Origin of the sequence: Maribacter sp. Asnod1-A12, assembly GCF_045063735.1 — a bacterium.
Taxonomy (GTDB): domain Bacteria; phylum Bacteroidota; class Bacteroidia; order Flavobacteriales; family Flavobacteriaceae; genus Maribacter.
Genome location: NZ_JBEFNZ010000006.1, coordinates 2,476,169 through 2,493,123, shown reverse-complemented (window position 1 = coordinate 2,493,123; position 16,955 = coordinate 2,476,169). Strand labels below are relative to the sequence as shown.

Here is a 16,955-nt window from a genome sequence, read left to right as displayed (position 1 = left end):
TTAATCTTCTCCGAATAGTATTTTGATGTTTACGTATGAATTTTCTAAGGCCTTTTTAATTTTCTCTGGTCCTTTCCAGCGTACTTTAAAAATGCCTTCTTTTTTCTCTGGCTTTAATTTGCCATCAAAATCGGTACTCATATCATACCAATAAACCTGTTTAAGTTTATTGATTCCGTTACGCTTAAAGATATGATACGTTGTTCTAATATAATTATCTATAACAAGACCTCTAACACCAGTTTCTTCTTCTACCTCACGAATGGCACATTCCTCTATGGACTCACCCTTGTCCAATTTACCTTTAGGTAAATCCCATTTATCGTTTCTGTAGATAAAAAGTACTTTTCCCTCTTTATTTCTTACTACACCGCCACCGGCAATTACTAAGGGAATAACTTGAGTAAACTTTTTTAAAATTTCATCGTAATTAGGATGATAAATAAACGCTTCCCTCAACTTCCCCTTCCTCAATGAACTTATTGCCTCTTCTATTGATTCTTGATTTAATGAAAAATACTCCCCATTTGTTGTATCAGAGAGTTTATTTGTCAAAATCAAAGGCAATTCATTAACAAAAACTTTATACATTTGCGTCATGGTTTTAGACAAAAACACTGCAAAAAAAACAGCAGAGCTTCTCTTGCAAATTAATGCAATAAAATTGACACCGGAAAATCCTTTTACATGGGCTTCAGGTTGGAAATCTCCAATATACTGCGATAATAGAATTTTACTATCCTATCCTATCATCAGAAACTATATTCGCGATGAAATGGCAAAGCAAGTAGAACAACTTTATGGCAAGCCGGATTGTATCGTAGGTGTAGCTACAGGAGCAATAGGAATTGGGGCTTTAGTTGCTGACAAACTAAATTTACCTTTCGTATATGTAAGGCCTGAGCCTAAATCTCACGGACGCCAAAATCAGATAGAAGGTCATTTAGAAGCGCACCAAACGGTTGTTGTTATAGAAGATTTAATTAGCACAGGAAAGAGTAGCTTAAATGCTGTAGACGCCCTAAGAGCTATTGAAGCGAACGTAAAGGGAATGTTGGCAATCTTTACTTACGGATTTGAAACTGCTACCAAAAATTTTGAAGAAAAAAATACAGAGCTACACACTTTAAGTAGCTACGAATATTTAATTGAACAAGCATCTGAAACGGGATACGTAAAAGAAGAGCAGTTGATTACATTAATGGAATGGAGGAAAGACCCTTCTAAATGGACAAATAAATAATTATGTTTATAGAAACACCTAAGGCAGAAATATCTAAAAATACAGAAGATACTTTTAACTTCTTAAATGACCTGCCTAATTTTAGATTGTTAATGCCCGAAAATATTGACAAATTTGAAGTTTTAAATGAGAATAGATTTCTTTTTGCTTTAAAAGGAATGCCAGAAATTGTTTTGGAGAAAAAAGAACAAACACCTTTCAGTCAAATTGTTTTGGGTGCCGCTAGTGAAAAATTACCTTTTACTTTAACAGCAGATATTATAGAAATAGATACTAATAAAAGTGAAGTTGTTTTAAGTTTTAAAGGTGAATTCAATGCTATGATGGCAATGATGATCAAAAAACCTATTACAAATTTCATCAATACATTATCAACGAATTTGGCAAAAGTCTAATACATTAGCTGTATTTCTTTTAACCCATATTCTTGAAAATCACCATCTTCATGTCTCACAATAAGTTTACCGCCAATAGTAACTTTTTCTATTGTGCCGGTAAATAGTGAACCGTCTTGATTTTTAAAACTACTCCTATCTCCTAGTTTAAATAAGTAAGAATGATATTGTGCGTACAATTCTTGCTCTAAAGAATCTATTGGTTTGTTTAAATACAAACGCAACTGTTCTATTAAGGAATAAAAAACCGAATCAAGATCAAAATCTACATCCATAATATTTTTCAATGAAGATGCATTTGGTGCGTTTTTGAACACTTCTTGATTCACATTTAAGCCAAATCCTATAATAGTTCGTTTAATTTTAGATCCAGACAAAATATTTTCTATCAATATGCCCCCTATTTTAGAATTACCTGACAGAATGTCGTTAGGCCATTTAATGCTTAAATCAGGTATTCCCAAACGGTTTAAAGCATCTACAATGGCTAGAGATACACAAACACTTATCAAAAAAACACGCTGTATAGGTATGTTAATATAATTTTTCAACATACTGAATGCTAAGTTTTTACCTGGTTCAGACTCCCATTTAGCACTCATTTGCCCCCTACCTAAAGTCTGATTCCTTGTAGTAATCACAGTAAAATCATCAAGTTCTTTTTTAAATGACAAGTCTTTTAAATAGGTGTTTGTAGATTGCGTGGCATCAAGTTTGATTATTTGCATTTACTGTTCTTATTGTGAATCTTTAATGTATTGTTAAAAACTAGTCCTAAAAGAACAAAAAAATAATAACTTTGTAAAAACTAAAATTTTTGAATGCAGGAAAGTAAAACTAGCAAAGATGAGTTAATTGCATTAATAATTCAGGGAATTGACGAAGTAAAAGGTCACAATATCAACCTATTAGATTTAAGAGAAATTGAGAATACCGTTTGTGATTACTTCATAGTTTGTAACGGTACTTCAAATACGCACGTAAATGCTATAGTAGGTTCTATCCAAAAAACAGTAAGTAAAGCGATTCAAGATAAACCTTGGCACGTAGAAGGCGAGGACAATGCAGAATGGGTACTAATGGACTACGTAAATGTAGTTGTTCATATATTCCAGAAGCAAGTTCGAGAGTTTTATGACATAGAAGGTTTATGGGGAGATGCAAAATTCACAACCATAGAAAGTAGCGTAAACTAATAAAAAATTAAAATGGCAAAAGAAAACAAAACAAATCCGAAAAAACCAAAATTTAGTTCTTGGTGGATTTATGGATTAGTAGCAGTATTACTAATTGGATTTCAATTATTCAATAGTGATGATTTAGCTAGTACCCAAAAAACGACTACTTCAGAATTACAGCAGTATTTGCGAAATGGTGATGTTAAGAAGATTTTAATTATAACGAACACCAATCAGGCTAAAGTATTTTTAACCGATGAGGCTATTGCTAAAGAGGTACATAAAGATGTGAACGAGAAATCATTTCTACCATCTTCTGGTAATGTTCCTCAGTATACCTTAGACTACGGTGATCTTCAAATATTTCAGAATGAAATAACTGAAATCAAAAAAGAAAATAATTTAGATACTATTATTGAATTTGGCAAAGAGTCTACAGCCATTTTAGATTTCTTGTTATCTCTATTACCTTTTGTATTGATTATTGGTATTTGGATTTACTTAATGCGTAGAATGTCCGGCGGTGGCGGCGGTGGCGCAGGTGGTCAAATTTTCAATATTGGTAAGTCTAAAGCAAAATTATTTGACGAAAAGACAGATACCAGAACTTCCTTTAAAGATGTTGCCGGTCTAGAAGGTGCTAAAGAAGAGGTTGAAGAAATTGTTGAGTTTTTAAGAAACCCTGATAAGTATACTTCATTAGGTGGTAAAATACCTAAAGGAGCATTGCTAGTAGGACCTCCAGGAACGGGTAAGACTCTTTTAGCTAAAGCCGTTGCCGGTGAAGCTAAAGTGCCTTTCTTCTCATTATCCGGTTCAGATTTCGTAGAAATGTTCGTAGGTGTTGGTGCATCTAGAGTACGTGACTTGTTCAAGCAAGCAAAAGACAAATCTCCAGCCATTATTTTTATTGATGAAATTGATGCCATTGGTAGAGCTAGAGGTAAAAATAACTTTACAGGTTCTAATGACGAACGTGAAAATACATTGAACCAATTATTAACTGAAATGGACGGTTTTGGCACAAATACAAATGTTATTGTACTTGCAGCAACCAACCGTGCAGATGTATTGGACAAAGCATTAATGCGTGCAGGTAGATTTGATAGACAAATTTATGTGGACCTACCGGATATTCGCGAGCGTAAAGAAATTTTTGAAGTTCACTTAAGACCTATTAAAACGGCAGAAACTCTTGATCTTGATTTCTTGGCTAGACAAACTCCTGGTTTCTCTGGTGCAGATATTGCAAATGTTTGTAACGAAGCGGCATTAATTGCAGCAAGAAACGAGAAAAAAGCGGTAACCAAGCAAGATTTCTTAGATGCTGTAGATAGAATCGTAGGTGGTCTTGAAAAGAAAAATAAAATTATTACTCCGGGTGAGAAAGAAACTATCGCCTATCACGAAGCTGGTCACGCAACCACTAGTTGGATGTTAGAACACGCGGCTCCTTTAGTTAAAGTTACTATTGTACCAAGAGGACAATCTTTAGGTGCTGCATGGTATTTACCTGAAGAACGTTTAATCGTTAGACCAGAACAAATGTTGGACGAAATGTGTGCAACAATGGGCGGTAGAGCTGCAGAGAAAGTTATTTTCAATAAAATTTCTACCGGTGCATTAAGTGATTTAGAGAAGGTAACGAAACAAGCTAGAGCTATGGTTACAATTTATGGACTTAATGATGAAATAGGAAATATCACCTATTACGATTCATCTGGTCAAGACTCATATGGTTTCTCTAAACCTTACAGTGAAGACACTGCTCGCAAAATTGATGCTGAAATTTCTAAGATAATTGAAGAGCAATATCAACGTGCAATCAAAGTATTAACTGATAATAAGGATAAACTTACAACCTTAGCTGAAAGATTATTGGAGAAAGAGGTTATCTTTAAAGAAGATTTAGAGAAAATATTCGGGAAGCGAAATTTTGAAAAGGACATTTTAGCCTTGGAAAATGAAAAAAAGCTGAAAGAAGAGAATGAAAAAAAATCAACGGAAGAGCAAGAAACTATAGAGGATAAGTAAAATTGCGTACCTTAGATTAGCAACTATTTCAACAACATAAATGGGGTTTTTAGATATTTTATTTGGTGGTGGCAAGAAGAAAGTTTCGAAAGAAACAGCGGAAACTCGAGGCGATCATATGCCAGATTTAAATATACCCGTTGATGAAAAATTCACCATTCACTTTAAGCAAAATGGTGGTAAATTCATTTATTGTGATTCTGATGTAGAGATTTCAAGTGCAGTACAGAATATCATAATAGAAAATAATTGGCAAAATGAGCCTTTCTTCGTTTTAGATGAAAGGCTAGCCCAAAAATTTTCGAAAGAGTCTATTACTTTTACAAATAACGCAAGACAGAGTGAAGTATTTTTTACAACTTGCGAGCACTTGATTGCCCAAAACGGTAGTATTCTAGTATGTTCCAATCAATTATTAGAGAAAAAAGTGAATGAACTACCAAGTAATGTAGTTGTTTTTGCTACAACCAGTCAACTAGTAGAGTCGATTGGAGAAGGTTTAAAAACTATTAAGAAAAAATACGGTCAAAAAATTCCGGCCAATATAACAACCCTAAAACACTTTAAAGCTACCGAAGAAAACTCAGATGATTTTCTAACCTATGGTAGTAGTACTAAAAATCTTTATCTTTTACTACTGGAAGATTTATAGTATGAAAGAAATTTTACGAAGGTCATTAACAGGGGCTGTATATATTATCCTATTATTAGGCGCGGTATTTTTAAGCTCAGATGCTTTTGACTTTCTATTCATGACATTTGGTCTCGCTTGTCTATATGAGTATAAAAAACTTGTACGACTTAAAGGATACCACATTTTTGCCGCTTATTTGTCTATTTGGTGGGCATTCATTTATCTTGTAAAAGACCAGCAAGTAATTAATATCTTAATGCTTATCACTATAGTTGTAGATATCTACCTTTTAATAAATCTATTTACAAAAAAACCTATCAAATTTAATACAGCACAAAAATTTATCGTAGGCCTATTTTATATTGGTGGTGGCTGTATTTTTCTAACAATGATCCCGTATAAAAATGATGCTTTTGCCAAATTATTGATTATGGGAATATTCATACTAATTTGGGTTAATGATTCATTTGCCTATCTAGTAGGTAAAAGTATAGGAAGAACTAAACTTTTTTCTTCAGTTTCTCCCAAGAAAACTATTGAAGGTACTTTAGGAGGTTTTATCTTTGCTTTGGCAGCAGCTTATTTAATGGCTACTTTTGAAGCGCTTATTAGTCCAATTCAATGGATGATTCTTGCAACTGTAATTGTTGTAGCTGGCAGTTTAGGAGATTTAATAGAGTCTAAATTAAAACGAACTGCCGGTGTAAAAGATAGCGGTGCAATTTTACCTGGACATGGAGGTATGTTAGACCGATTAGATAGTTTGGTATTTGCAGCACCATTTGCTTATTTAACTTTAAATATATTCAGCTATGTTTCATAGAGAGGGACAAAAAATAATATTGTTTTCTTTTTTAATTATTGGTGCCAGTATTCTTTTGGCCCACTTTTTCATTGACATTGCTTGGCTTAAATTAGTAGTACAAATAATAGGCTTAGTAATTTTGATCATTATTCTACAATTTTTTAGAAACCCAAAGAGAATTGCTAGAAAAGATTTTAATGAAATTTTGTCTCCTGTCGATGGTAAGGTAGTTGTAATTGAAGAAGTTTTCGAGAAAGAATTCTTTAAAGAAAAAAGAAAACAAGTATCTATATTTATGTCACCTGTGAATGTACATGTTACTAGATACCCTGCAAGTGGAAGTATTACTTTTTCGAAATACCATCCAGGTAAATTTTTAGTTGCCTGGCACCCAAAATCAAGTGAAGAAAACGAAAGAACCACAGTTGTGATAAAAACACCGAAATTTGGTGAAATTCTTTACAGGCAAATTGCCGGTGCTTTGGCAAGACGTATTGTAAATTATGCTGAAAAAGGAGAAAGTGTTCAGCAAGGTGATGATGCAGGTTTTATTAAATTTGGCTCAAGAGTAGACCTGTTCTTACCTTTAGATTGTCAAATAAATGTAAAACTGAACCAAAAAGTTAAAGGTGCAAATACATGCATAGCTACTTTCGTTGACCCAAATGAAAAAGAAGAACCTACATATTGAATTTGAGGAAACCGTTGCTTTGGTAAATAATTTTACAGAACCAATACCTGCGGATGTACTCTTAAAATTATATGCTTATTATAAAATAGCAAACTCCAATTTTGATAATCCTGGTAGTAAGACACCTTTAATTAATGCCTTTAAAGCAAATGCCTTATTTCAAGCCAAGAACATGAGCAAAAAGCAAGCCATGAAATCATATATTGAATTAGCCATAAAAGAATTAAAATGATAATTATCGATTATCTAAACATTAGTTGACGTCGTGTCTATATGGTTTAAAATAATTAGCAAGCAATTGACCAACATTCGATGAAAAAATTAGAAAAGATAAAGACCAATATTCTTCGTATTTCTATCGGTGCTGTGTATCTAATTTTTGGGTTTATAAAATTTATACCACACCTGAGTCCGGCAGAAGATTTAGCCACTGATACAATTAGTATTTTAACCTTAGGGATTTTACCCTCACAGATAGGCTTGATTACGTTAGCAATAGGAGAAACTTTAATTGGTATCTTTCTTATAGCAAATTGGAAACCTAGATTATTTATTGGTATCGCTATAATTCATATACTATTTACATTTAGCCCACTATTCTTATTACCTGAAGAAATTTTTGGCAAAGGCGAATTAGTATTCACCCTAGCTGGGCAGTACATTTTTAAAAACATCATTATTTTAAGTGCTTTGATATCATTAAAAATTGATTTAGATATTAATCTAAGAAGAAAAGCCACTCTAGCATCATCTTCAAATAAATTAGTTGCTATTAAAAATTAATGATATAAATCTTTTAAGTCGGCGTCGCAAAGGGAACAAAACAAATCATTTAATTTTTGGCAAACGTCATTAAAAAAACGTTCTCCTTTTTCTGTAGTAGCAAACTCCGGATTACCAATACCTGTATCGCTACTTACCTTAGACCACTGTCTTTCTGCCCAAGCCCAACCTTCATTAAATGCTTCTATTTTGAATGACTTAGCACTACCACTACCCCATTTCTCTTTTGGTTGAACTAAATCAGGTCTCAAATAAAGCATCAAGCTCGTTTCCATTTCATCGGCATGATCACCCGCTTCTTGAAAATATTTAGATTTATCTAACATTGGCGGAAAAAAGCAAAAGCTTATAAACATGTCTGGAAACATCAAGCCCAACTCTCTTACAAGAGGCTTGAAATTATTACCACCATGACCATTAAAAAGCAGCAATTTTTTAATGCCTTGTCTATTTAACACCGTCACCAAATCTTTTAGAATAGCCAATTGCGTTGACGGATTTAGATTCATATCTAAATAAATGTCACTTTGACCTGTATTTACACCATAAGGAATCGTTGGCAATACTATCAGCTTCTTACCTTTGTCCCAAGCGATTTTAGCAGCTGATTCAACCATACTTTGCGCTTGATAGTTATCTGTACCATATGGTAAATGATAATTATGTGCCTCTGTAGCACCCCAAGGCAAAACTGCCAATTCTATTTGTTCATCTTTTAAATGTTCCCAGTTCGTTTCGGCAAGTACATAAGGTCTAATCATAGTATTAAAGATACTATTAAAGCATAAAAAAACCCTTGAAATTAATCAAGGGCTCAAATATTTTTTGATAAATATGGTTTATTAAATCTGATTTACAAGACTTTCTTACCAGATATGATATTGTAAAGAATAACAATAACTGCAATTACCAATAGAATATGCACTAAACTACCAGTTGCAAGTCCAGGAACAACTCCTAACATTCCCAATAACCATATAATTATACAAATAACTGCTACTAACCATAATAGACTTCTCATAATGTGTTTTTTTTTAGATTGTTTATATGACAAAAATAAAAGGATCACCTCTTTATACTTAACTCAAATAAATTGATTACTAGCTCAAAATCAGAACAATAATCAACATATACACAATCAAAAACACTTATAATCTATAATTTACACCAGCTTTTCTTTAAAAAAATCAATGGTACGTGACCAAGCCAGTTCTGCCGCAGGCTCATCATATCTTGGTGTAGATGTATTATGAAAACCATGGTTTACCTCTGGGTAGAAATAGGCAACATTCTCTTTACCAAGTTCATTCAGCGCCTTTTCATAAGCTGGCCATCCGGCGTTTACACGTTCGTCTAAACCCGCATACTGCAACATTAAAGGTGCACTAATATTTTCTATGCCCTCTGTTGGCTGACCGCCATAAAACGGTACTGCAGCTGCCAAATCTGGTACTTTTACTGCCATCATATTAGAAATCCATCCACCGAAACAAAAACCTACAACTCCTATCTTACCATTACAATCTTCATGATTTTTCAAATAATCAAATGCCGCTATGAAATCTTCTAACATTTCATCTCTATCTCGGGTTTTCTGCATTGCACGACCTTCATCATCATTACCTGGGTAACCACCTAGCGGACTCAAAGCATCTGGTGCAATAGTTATAAAACCAGCCAAAGCTGCTCTTCTTGCCGTATCTTCTACATACGGATTCAATCCTCTATTTTCATGAACCACTACGATACCTGGCAATTTGCCGTCTGGCGATTTTGGCTTGGATAGTAATGCATTGATTTCACCGCCGCCTTTAGAAGAATCATAAGTAATAAAACCGGAATCTAAATCTGGATTATTTTTATCTACCAAGAAGGTATTCTTATAATCGGGCATCAAAAAACTCATTAACGAAGGCACTGTGAGACCGCCTACAGCGTACATTGACAATTTCTGTACAAAGTCTCGGCGTTCTAATTTATTATGGGCATAGGCATCATAGAGATCAAATACCTCTTGCTTGATATCTTCTTTTTTCAGTGGTTTCATTTTCTTAGCTTTTTTGTTCTATTTAAAAGTACGAAAACATCATGATTACCTAAACACTTTTAACAATTGAAAAAGCCTCATTCCCAAATAAATAGGAATGAGGCTTTTTTTATCTAAGCTATTAAAGTATTACCCTAAACTCGCTAAACTTTTTTCTAAAGTTTCTATTTTAGCTTCTGCATCTGCCAATTTTTGACGCTCTATAGCAATTACTTTTTCGGGTGCATTGTTTACGAAGCGCTCATTAGAAAGTTTTTTCTGAACCGATACGAGGAATCCTTTGGTATATTTCAGCTCTTCATTGATTTTAACGATTTCAGCCTCGATATCAATAGCACCTTCCATTGGCACAAAGTATTCGTTACTCTTTACACGAAAAGTCAATGCGCTTTCTAATTGGTCGTTTATATAACTAATTTCTGAAACATTGGTCAGTTTAGAAATCACAACATCCCAACGTTTACTTGCTTCTTCAGAATTCAGAACTGACAACTCCAATGCTTCCTTCATTGGAATGTTTTTGTTCTTACGAATGGTTCTCACACCTGCAATCACCTCTGTAGCAAAATCAAACTGCGTAATTAATTCTTCGTCAATTTTACCAATTTTTGGCCATTTGGCTATCACCAACGCTTCACTCTCACTTCTCTCAGAAATATGTTGCCAAACTTCTTCCGTCAAAAATGGCATGAACGGATGCAACAATTTCAAGTTTTGTTCAAACAACTGAATTACTTTATCAAATGTTGTTTTATCTATTGGCTGTTGGTAGGCAGGTTTAATAATCTCTAGTAAAGATGAACTATAATCGTCCCAAACTAATTTGTAGATAGACATTAAAGCATCTGAAATACGAAACTTACTAAAATGATCTTCTATCTCTAATAGCGTCTTATTCAATTTAGACTCATACCACTCTAAACCAAGCTTTGAAGCTTCTGGTTGTGGAATATCTGCAATTTCCCAACCTTGTACTAGCCTAAATCCGTTCCAGATCTTATTGGCAAAGTTTTTTCCCTGCTGACAGAGATCTTCATCGAACATTAAATCGTTACCTGCAGCTGCAGACATCAACATTCCTACACGAACTCCGTCTGCACCGTAATCTTCGATTAACTTTAAAGCATCAGGCGAATTGCCTAACGACTTTGACATTTTTCTACGTTGCTTGTCTCTCACCAATCCGGTGAAGTAAACATTTTCAAAAGGTTTCTCGCCTCTAAATTCATATCCGGCAACAATCATTCTTGCTACCCAAAAAAATAAAATGTCTGGACCAGTTACTAAATCATTAGTTGGGTAGTAATAGTTTATCTCTTCATTATCTGGTTCTAAAATACCGCCGAATACACTCATTGGCCACAACCACGATGAAAACCAAGTATCTAAAACATCGGCATCTTGTCGCAAGTCACTTTCTTGTAAATCTGACTTACCAGATTTTTCTTTTGCAAGTTTCAATGCATCTGCAACGTTTGCAGCCACAACGAAATCTTCTTGACCATCACCAAAGTAGAAAGCTGGTATTTGCTGACCCCACCATAATTGTCGAGAAATATTCCAATCGCGAACATTCTCCATCCAATGACGGTATGTGTTTTCAAATTTCTTCGGATGCAGTTTTACATCTCCACTACCCGTAACCGCTTCTAAAGCCGGTTTTGCCAAATCTTCCATTTTCAGGAACCACTGATCCGACAATTTAGGTTCAATAACAGCCTTAGTTCTTTCTGAAGTACCTACTTTATTAATGTGAGTCTCGGTCTTAACCAAAATACCTAAATCATCTAATTCTTTAGAAATCTCTTTTCTTGCAACAAAACGATCTTTACCCTCATAATGCAAACCAAAACTATTTAAGGTCGCGTTGTCATTGAAAATATCGATAGTTTCTAGGTTATGTTTTTCTCCTAATGCTTTATCGTTGATATCATGTGCAGGCGTTACTTTTAAACACCCTGTACCAAATTCAATATCAACATACTCATCTTCAATTATTGGTATTACCCTATTACAAATAGGAACAATTACTTTTTTGCCTTTTAGATGTGTGAATCTTTCATCATTCGGGTTAATACAAATAGCAGTATCACCTAATATTGTTTCTGGTCTTGTGGTCGCAATCGTTACTTTTTCGTCAGAACCCTCAATAACATAAGAGAGATAATACAACAATCCTTGTTTTTCTTCATAGATAACTTCTTCATCAGACAAGGTTGTTTGTGCTTCAGGGTCCCAATTCACCATTCTATAACCACGGTATATCAACCCTTTGTTATAGAGATCAATAAACACCTTAATAACACTATCATAACGCTCTTGATCCATGGTGAACGCAGTACGGTCCCAATCACAAGAACAACCCAGTTTTTTCAACTGCTCTAAAATGATTCCACCATATTCATTTGTCCAATCCCACGCATGTTTTAAAAACTCATCTCTTGTAAGATCGTTTTTATTGATGCCTTGCTCTTTTAATTTCGCAACTACCTTTGCCTCGGTTGCAATAGAGGCATGATCCGTACCCGGTACCCAACATGCATTTTTTCCTAAAAGACGGGCTCTTCTTATGAGTACATCTTGTATTGTATTGTTCAACATATGCCCCATATGCAAAATACCAGTTACGTTTGGTGGTGGTATAACGATACTATATGGTTCTCTTTCATCTGGTTCTGAGTGAAAGTAGCCGTTTTTCATCCAGTAATCATACCATTGTGATTCTGTGGCTTGCGGATTATATTTTGAAGGAATTTCCATTTTTTGGAACAGTTTTTGAATAATAATAAACTGGGTTATTAAAAATTAAAGCCGAACTGACATTCTAACGGTCATTTCAGCTAAATTTCACCCAAAGATAAATACGAAACAAAAATAAGTAACGTTAGAGTATAACAAAAGGATTTTGAGGTTGATCTGAAAAGATTTAATTTTGACATCCACCCAAAATTATAAATGATGAAAAAAATAGTACTTGTATTATTTGTTGGCTTACTAGGTTTTAGTTTAACTGCACAGGACGCAGCTGCCAAAATAGAGTTTAAATCTGAAACAGTGGATTACGGCGAAATCGCTAAAGGATCTGACGGAGTAAGAGTTTTTGAATTTACAAACACAGGAACTGCACCACTTATAGTGAGTAAAGTTAGTTCTAGTTGTGGTTGTACCATTCCAAAAAAACCAGAAGATCCAATTTTACCAGGTAAAACAGGTGAAATTCAAGTGAAATATGATACCAATAGAGTTGGTCCTATCCGTAAAGCAATTACGGTTATTTCTAACGCGGACACTCCTACTAAGGTTTTAAAAATCAAAGGAGAAGTTCAAGCTACTACTGGCACCAAATAAAAGAACTTTTTAAAAATTAAAAGCCCAACTGAAAAGTTGGGCTTTTTTTATGCTTTACTGTTCGTCAAATAAAGGTTTTAGAACAAAACTAAAAAGTAAATCGCTGTCATACCTTTCTACCAAAACCTTAATTTTTTTGTCCTTTTTAAAATTAAGCATATGCATAATCTCTTGTAATTTATATCGGTGGATTCGCTTACCGTTCACTGCCAGAATGACATCGCCTTCTCGTAAGCCCGCCGAATGTGCCGGACTTCCTTGACGTATGCCCGAAACTATAATCTCTGGCACCAAACTTAACCTTGTAGCACCCTGAAGTATAATTTGTACATTTCCATAGGTTTTGGCACTGCTATTTAGCACACCGTTTGAATCGGTAATTCGTTCTGACACATAACGCATACCTGCGTGCTGCAAATCAATTCCGCTAATATTATACTGAAACAGCTTACCGAAATTAGCATTTTTGGTCATAATTAATTTTTCGTTCTTATAATCGAAAACTAGATTAAAACGTTTTATTACTTCGCCGCCCAAACTTCCGTTTCTACCTCCAAAATCTGAAATAGTTGTAAAAGTCTCCATATCTGGAAAAGCCGCTTTGGCATCACTCAATACAAAATCTGCTATCTTTAAATGACTGATTTTTGTTCGCTTGCCAAAAATATTACCAGCAAGACCTTTTCCTAAAAAATCTTGATAATGCTTTTCCGGTAATTGAATTTTTTCATCCTCAAATAGCCAAACTGCATCGCTACTACCAGTATCCAATAACATTTTTACAGGTATTTCTTCATTTTTGCCAATCATTACAAAAGCATCTAAATAAGCCTTCTTTCTTATGACCGACATATCTACCACTCTGGTGTTTTTAGATTTTTTATACTTATAAAGCTCAGGATCGTAAAGTTTTATGGTTTGTTTTATATAGTTCACATCAACAACAAAATCTCTAAACAAGTCATAACCTATTATACCATGAACAGGCACACCTAAACTAGGTGAGAAATTTATACCGGCATCCATGACGACATAAATGTTTTGAGAAGTGTTTTTAACGCTACCAAGTTGAACAAAATTTCCAGTTGATTTTAATGCATTGATAGGGTCGCCATCCCCAAGTCCATTAATTATAATTTCAGTAACGTTATTTAACTGAATAGAATCTTGATCAGCCAAATTGAACAATATGGGTACACCAACACCAGAATCCAAAACGAAAGACAACTTTGTTCCATTAACATTAATAGCTATTATCATTAAATTGTTAATTAACTCAAACTTGACTTTATGAAATTTCTTTCCGGTAGGTAATTGATAATTTTGAGCTATAAGCGAAAGTGAAAAAGAACTCAAAAAAAGAAATAGAAGAACGGTATATTTTCGTAACATAATCTTTATGAATTAGTTAACCCTTTTTAATATACACATTAATATAACATAAACCCCAATTTTAACACGGACGGCAAAACCAAATAAAAGCCAAATTACTTTGTAAGAACCATAATCATTTATCACTTTTGTGTAAAATTCAATTTATATGCCATCTGTTTCAAATAAGGGGCTTATCATGCCTCAATCACCTATAAGAAAGTTAGTTCCGTTCGCTGAAAATGCAAAAAAACGAGGGATTAAAGTAATACATTTAAACATTGGGCAACCAGATATCAAAACTCCCCAACAAGCTTTAGACGCTGTAAAAAACAATAACATTAATGTATTGGAATACAGCCGTACCGAGGGTTCAGAGGGATTTAGGTCAAAGATCGCAAAGTATTACGTAAAAAACGATATACATGTAAATGCTAAAGATATTATAGTAACTACCGGTGGATCTGAAGCTTTGTCTTTTGCAATGAACACTATTGCAGATACCGATGATGAAATTATTATTCCAGAACCTTTTTATGCGAATTATAATGGATTTGCTACAGCTTGTGGTGTTACTGTTGTGCCAGTTGTTTCTAAGCTTGAAGAGAATTTTGCTCTACCCCCTATAGAGGATTTTGAAAAATTAATTACATCTAGAACCAAAGCTATTTTAATTTGTAACCCTGGCAACCCTACTGGGTATTTATATAGTAAAGAAGAAATTCAAAAATTAGCAACACTAGTTAAAAAACACAATATATATTTAGTTGCCGACGAAGTTTATAGAGAATTTACATATGATAATAAAACCCACGCTTCGATATTAAAAGAAGAAGGTTTAGATGAGTACGCTATCGTAATCGACTCAGTATCCAAAAGATATAGCATGTGTGGTGCCCGAATTGGTTACTTGGTATCTAAAAATAAAGAATTTATCGCTACAGCTATGAAGTTCGCGCAAGCAAGATTATCGCCACCTACATATGCACAAATTGCAAGTGAGGCAGCATTAGATACTCCAGACAGCTATTTTTCCGAAGTAAAAACAGAATATGTTGCCAGAAGAAATATTCTTATAGCTGAGTTAGAGAAAATTAAAGATATTAAAATAGCAAGACCTCAAGGTGCATTCTATTGTATAGCCGAATTACCTATTAAAGATGCAGATCATTTTGCACAATGGCTATTAGAAGATTTTAATATAGATAATGAAACTGTAATGGTTGCGCCTGCAGCAGGATTTTATGCCACTGAAGGCTTGGGTAAAAATCAAATAAGAATTGCCTATGTTCTTGATCAAGAAAGTTTAAAAAGGGCTGTTCAAATATTAAACGAAGCGCTTAAAAGCTACAAGGGCTAATGATTGTACATGAACACTTTTCTTTAAAAAACTACAATACTTTTGGTATTGATGCTACAGCAAGGTTCTTTGTTGAAGTAGACTCTGTTGAAGAATTACAAGATGTATTAGGCAACCAAGATTATGACAGGAAAATAATAATTGGTGGTGGCAGCAATATGTTACTTTCTGATCGTATTGAGGCATTGTTTATTCATGTGGCGTTAAAAGGAAAGAAAATTTTATCAGAATCTACCGATAGCGTACAAGTGAAGATAATGGCAGGCGAGAATTGGCATGAGATGGTCATGTGGACTCTTGACAATAATTTTGGCGGATTAGAGAACATGTCTTTAATACCTGGCAACACAGGTACTGCACCTATACAAAACATTGGTGCATATGGCGTTGAATTAAAAGATTGCTTCATTAGCTGTGAAGCTATAAGAATTGAAGACCAGCAATCGGTAACGTTGAATAAAAAAGAATGTAACTTCGGTTATCGAGATTCGTTTTTCAAGAATGAAGGTAAAGATCAATTCGTTATAACATCGGTCACTTTTTCATTTACCAAAACAGATCATAAAATAAATTCTGGTTACGGTGCAATCGAACAACAATTAGAAAAAGAATCGATTGTTAACCCAACTATTAAAGATATCTCTAATGCGGTAATTGCAATACGACAAAGCAAATTACCAGACCCAAAAGTATTGGGTAATAGTGGTAGCTTTTTCAAAAACCCGGTAGTTGAAAAAGAAATATTCGAAGATTTTGCTTTAAAAAATCCTGATGCTCCTTTTTATAAAGTTTCAGGTGAATATTATAAAATTCCTGCAGGCTGGCTCATAGAACAATGCGGATTTAAGGGAAAACGTTTTGGTGATGCAGGGGTTCATAAGAATCAAGCTTTGGTGCTTGTTAATTATGACAAAGCAACAGGAAAAGATATTCTGGACTTAGCTGAAATAATTATTGATGCCGTGAAAACAAAATTCAATATTAAGATAAGTCCCGAAGTTAATTTAATAAAATAACCCCTGTAAAAACTACAGGGGTTATTACCAAACCAAACCAACCAAAAACA

The 16,955-nt window shown here is 34.1% G+C and carries 19 protein-coding genes; 12 read left to right on the top strand and 7 right to left on the bottom strand.

All coding sequences use genetic code 11. The features are described from left to right. Complete coding sequence (locus ACJJVP_RS10595) at positions 1 to 591, bottom strand: NUDIX hydrolase (RefSeq protein WP_405413506.1); 591 nt, start codon at positions 589 to 591, stop codon at positions 1 to 3. A gap of 7 nt (positions 592 to 598) precedes the next feature. On the opposite strand from ACJJVP_RS10595, the gene pyrE reads away from it, so the two are divergent. Further along, positions 599 to 1,243, top strand: a complete 645-nt coding sequence (pyrE, locus tag ACJJVP_RS10590; protein ID WP_405413504.1) for an orotate phosphoribosyltransferase — start codon at positions 599 to 601, stop codon at positions 1,241 to 1,243. A 2-nt stretch (positions 1,244 to 1,245) separates the two neighbouring features. Next, positions 1,246 to 1,638, top strand: a complete 393-nt coding sequence (locus ACJJVP_RS10585) for an SRPBCC family protein (protein ID WP_405413503.1) — start codon at positions 1,246 to 1,248, stop codon at positions 1,636 to 1,638. Here the strand turns inward: ACJJVP_RS10585 and ACJJVP_RS10580 are convergent. Beyond that, positions 1,635 to 2,366 (bottom strand): biotin--[acetyl-CoA-carboxylase] ligase, encoded by a 732-nt coding sequence (locus ACJJVP_RS10580; protein ID WP_405413500.1) that lies wholly within the window; start codon positions 2,364 to 2,366, stop codon positions 1,635 to 1,637. The genes ACJJVP_RS10585 and ACJJVP_RS10580 overlap by 4 nt on opposite strands. Before the next feature lie 93 nt (positions 2,367 to 2,459). Between ACJJVP_RS10580 and rsfS the strand changes: the two genes are divergently transcribed. From rsfS to ACJJVP_RS10545, 7 genes are all read left to right on the top strand, one after another. Further along, on the top strand, positions 2,460 to 2,834 hold the full coding sequence (gene rsfS / locus ACJJVP_RS10575) for a ribosome silencing factor (RefSeq protein ID WP_036156009.1): 375 nt from the start codon (positions 2,460 to 2,462) through the stop codon (positions 2,832 to 2,834). Positions 2,835 to 2,846: 12 nt separating this feature from the next. Then, entirely contained in the window at positions 2,847 to 4,850 is a 2,004-nt protein-coding gene (gene ftsH / locus ACJJVP_RS10570; protein WP_405413497.1) for an ATP-dependent zinc metalloprotease FtsH, read from the top strand. A gap of 40 nt (positions 4,851 to 4,890) precedes the next feature. Continuing rightward, complete coding sequence (locus ACJJVP_RS10565; RefSeq protein WP_405413496.1) at positions 4,891 to 5,502, top strand: LUD domain-containing protein; 612 nt, start codon at positions 4,891 to 4,893, stop codon at positions 5,500 to 5,502. Between the two features lies 1 nt (position 5,503). After that, a complete protein-coding gene (locus ACJJVP_RS10560) occupies positions 5,504 to 6,307 on the top strand; it encodes a phosphatidate cytidylyltransferase (protein ID WP_405413493.1) in 804 nt (267 codons plus the stop codon). Then, positions 6,297 to 6,980, top strand: coding sequence for a phosphatidylserine decarboxylase family protein (locus ACJJVP_RS10555; RefSeq protein WP_405413491.1), 684 nt, complete (start codon positions 6,297 to 6,299; stop codon positions 6,978 to 6,980). Before ACJJVP_RS10560 ends, ACJJVP_RS10555 begins: the two co-directional genes overlap by 11 nt. Beyond that, positions 6,955 to 7,212, top strand: a complete 258-nt coding sequence (locus ACJJVP_RS10550; RefSeq protein ID WP_405413489.1) for an acyl-CoA-binding protein — start codon at positions 6,955 to 6,957, stop codon at positions 7,210 to 7,212. Before ACJJVP_RS10555 ends, ACJJVP_RS10550 begins: the two co-directional genes overlap by 26 nt. A gap of 80 nt (positions 7,213 to 7,292) precedes the next feature. Next, positions 7,293 to 7,763 carry a doxx family protein gene (locus ACJJVP_RS10545; protein WP_405413487.1) on the top strand — a complete coding sequence of 157 codons (471 nt, stop codon included), beginning with the start codon at positions 7,293 to 7,295 and terminating at the stop codon, positions 7,761 to 7,763. On the opposite strand, the gene ACJJVP_RS10540 is transcribed toward ACJJVP_RS10545, so the two are convergent. The 4 genes from ACJJVP_RS10540 to ACJJVP_RS10525 all read right to left on the bottom strand — a co-directional run bounded on the left by ACJJVP_RS10540 (position 7,760) and on the right by ACJJVP_RS10525 (position 12,570). Next, positions 7,760 to 8,524: a creatininase family protein gene (locus tag ACJJVP_RS10540; RefSeq protein WP_405413484.1), complete on the bottom strand. Its 765-nt coding sequence runs from the start codon at positions 8,522 to 8,524 to the stop codon at positions 7,760 to 7,762. The genes ACJJVP_RS10545 and ACJJVP_RS10540 overlap by 4 nt on opposite strands. 92 nt (positions 8,525 to 8,616) lie before the next feature. Beyond that, a complete protein-coding gene (locus tag ACJJVP_RS10535) occupies positions 8,617 to 8,784 on the bottom strand; it encodes a lmo0937 family membrane protein (RefSeq protein ID WP_405413482.1) in 168 nt (55 codons plus the stop codon). A 141-nt stretch (positions 8,785 to 8,925) separates the two neighbouring features. Next, positions 8,926 to 9,810, bottom strand: a complete 885-nt coding sequence (locus tag ACJJVP_RS10530) for a dienelactone hydrolase family protein (protein WP_405413480.1) — start codon at positions 9,808 to 9,810, stop codon at positions 8,926 to 8,928. Positions 9,811 to 9,939: 129 nt separating this feature from the next. Next, a complete protein-coding gene (locus ACJJVP_RS10525; protein WP_405413478.1) occupies positions 9,940 to 12,570 on the bottom strand; it encodes a valine--tRNA ligase in 2,631 nt (876 codons plus the stop codon). A gap of 195 nt (positions 12,571 to 12,765) precedes the next feature. Between ACJJVP_RS10525 and ACJJVP_RS10520 the strand changes: the two genes are divergently transcribed. Continuing rightward, positions 12,766 to 13,158, top strand: coding sequence for a DUF1573 domain-containing protein (locus ACJJVP_RS10520; RefSeq protein WP_084135100.1), 393 nt, complete (start codon positions 12,766 to 12,768; stop codon positions 13,156 to 13,158). Between the two features lie 54 nt (positions 13,159 to 13,212). Here the strand turns inward: ACJJVP_RS10520 and ACJJVP_RS10515 are convergent, their stop codons facing one another. Next, positions 13,213 to 14,418, bottom strand: a complete 1,206-nt coding sequence (locus tag ACJJVP_RS10515) for a PDZ domain-containing protein (RefSeq protein WP_405413475.1) — start codon at positions 14,416 to 14,418, stop codon at positions 13,213 to 13,215. 280 nt (positions 14,419 to 14,698) lie between these two features. On the opposite strand from ACJJVP_RS10515, the gene ACJJVP_RS10510 reads away from it, so the two are divergent. Both ACJJVP_RS10510 and murB read left to right on the top strand, forming a co-directional pair. Then, positions 14,699 to 15,889, top strand: a complete 1,191-nt coding sequence (locus tag ACJJVP_RS10510) for a pyridoxal phosphate-dependent aminotransferase (protein ID WP_405413473.1) — start codon at positions 14,699 to 14,701, stop codon at positions 15,887 to 15,889. Further along, positions 15,889 to 16,905, top strand: a complete 1,017-nt coding sequence (murB, locus tag ACJJVP_RS10505) for a UDP-N-acetylmuramate dehydrogenase (RefSeq protein ID WP_405413472.1) — start codon at positions 15,889 to 15,891, stop codon at positions 16,903 to 16,905. The genes ACJJVP_RS10510 and murB overlap by 1 nt, the downstream gene beginning before the upstream one ends. Positions 16,906 to 16,955 lie beyond the last annotated feature (50 nt).

What these genes read in the sequence shown, in the direction of transcription:
- ACJJVP_RS10520 (WP_084135100.1), top strand. Translation starts at nt 12,766, where the DNA reads ATGATGAAAAAAATAGTACTTGTATTATTTGTTGGCTTACTAGGTTTT.
- pyrE (WP_405413504.1), top strand. Translation starts at nt 599, where the DNA reads ATGGTTTTAGACAAAAACACTGCAAAAAAAACAGCAGAGCTTCTCTTG.
- ACJJVP_RS10540 (WP_405413484.1), bottom strand. Translation starts at nt 8,524, where the DNA reads ATGATTAGACCTTATGTACTTGCCGAAACGAACTGGGAACATTTAAAA.
- ACJJVP_RS10560 (WP_405413493.1), top strand. Translation starts at nt 5,504, where the DNA reads ATGAAAGAAATTTTACGAAGGTCATTAACAGGGGCTGTATATATTATC.
- ACJJVP_RS10555 (WP_405413491.1), top strand. Translation starts at nt 6,297, where the DNA reads ATGTTTCATAGAGAGGGACAAAAAATAATATTGTTTTCTTTTTTAATT.
- rsfS (WP_036156009.1), top strand. Translation starts at nt 2,460, where the DNA reads ATGCAGGAAAGTAAAACTAGCAAAGATGAGTTAATTGCATTAATAATT.
- ACJJVP_RS10595 (WP_405413506.1), bottom strand. Translation starts at nt 591, where the DNA reads ATGTATAAAGTTTTTGTTAATGAATTGCCTTTGATTTTGACAAATAAA.
- ACJJVP_RS10585 (WP_405413503.1), top strand. Translation starts at nt 1,246, where the DNA reads ATGTTTATAGAAACACCTAAGGCAGAAATATCTAAAAATACAGAAGAT.
- ACJJVP_RS10510 (WP_405413473.1), top strand. Translation starts at nt 14,699, where the DNA reads ATGCCATCTGTTTCAAATAAGGGGCTTATCATGCCTCAATCACCTATA.
- ACJJVP_RS10530 (WP_405413480.1), bottom strand. Translation starts at nt 9,810, where the DNA reads ATGAAACCACTGAAAAAAGAAGATATCAAGCAAGAGGTATTTGATCTC.
- murB (WP_405413472.1), top strand. Translation starts at nt 15,889, where the DNA reads ATGATTGTACATGAACACTTTTCTTTAAAAAACTACAATACTTTTGGT.
- ACJJVP_RS10545 (WP_405413487.1), top strand. Translation starts at nt 7,293, where the DNA reads ATGAAAAAATTAGAAAAGATAAAGACCAATATTCTTCGTATTTCTATC.
- ACJJVP_RS10535 (WP_405413482.1), bottom strand. Translation starts at nt 8,784, where the DNA reads ATGAGAAGTCTATTATGGTTAGTAGCAGTTATTTGTATAATTATATGG.
- ACJJVP_RS10525 (WP_405413478.1), bottom strand. Translation starts at nt 12,570, where the DNA reads ATGGAAATTCCTTCAAAATATAATCCGCAAGCCACAGAATCACAATGG.
- ACJJVP_RS10565 (WP_405413496.1), top strand. Translation starts at nt 4,891, where the DNA reads ATGGGGTTTTTAGATATTTTATTTGGTGGTGGCAAGAAGAAAGTTTCG.
- ftsH (WP_405413497.1), top strand. Translation starts at nt 2,847, where the DNA reads ATGGCAAAAGAAAACAAAACAAATCCGAAAAAACCAAAATTTAGTTCT.
- ACJJVP_RS10515 (WP_405413475.1), bottom strand. Translation starts at nt 14,418, where the DNA reads ATGATAATAGCTATTAATGTTAATGGAACAAAGTTGTCTTTCGTTTTG.
- ACJJVP_RS10580 (WP_405413500.1), bottom strand. Translation starts at nt 2,366, where the DNA reads ATGCAAATAATCAAACTTGATGCCACGCAATCTACAAACACCTATTTA.
- ACJJVP_RS10550 (WP_405413489.1), top strand. Translation starts at nt 6,955, where the DNA reads ATGAAAAAGAAGAACCTACATATTGAATTTGAGGAAACCGTTGCTTTG.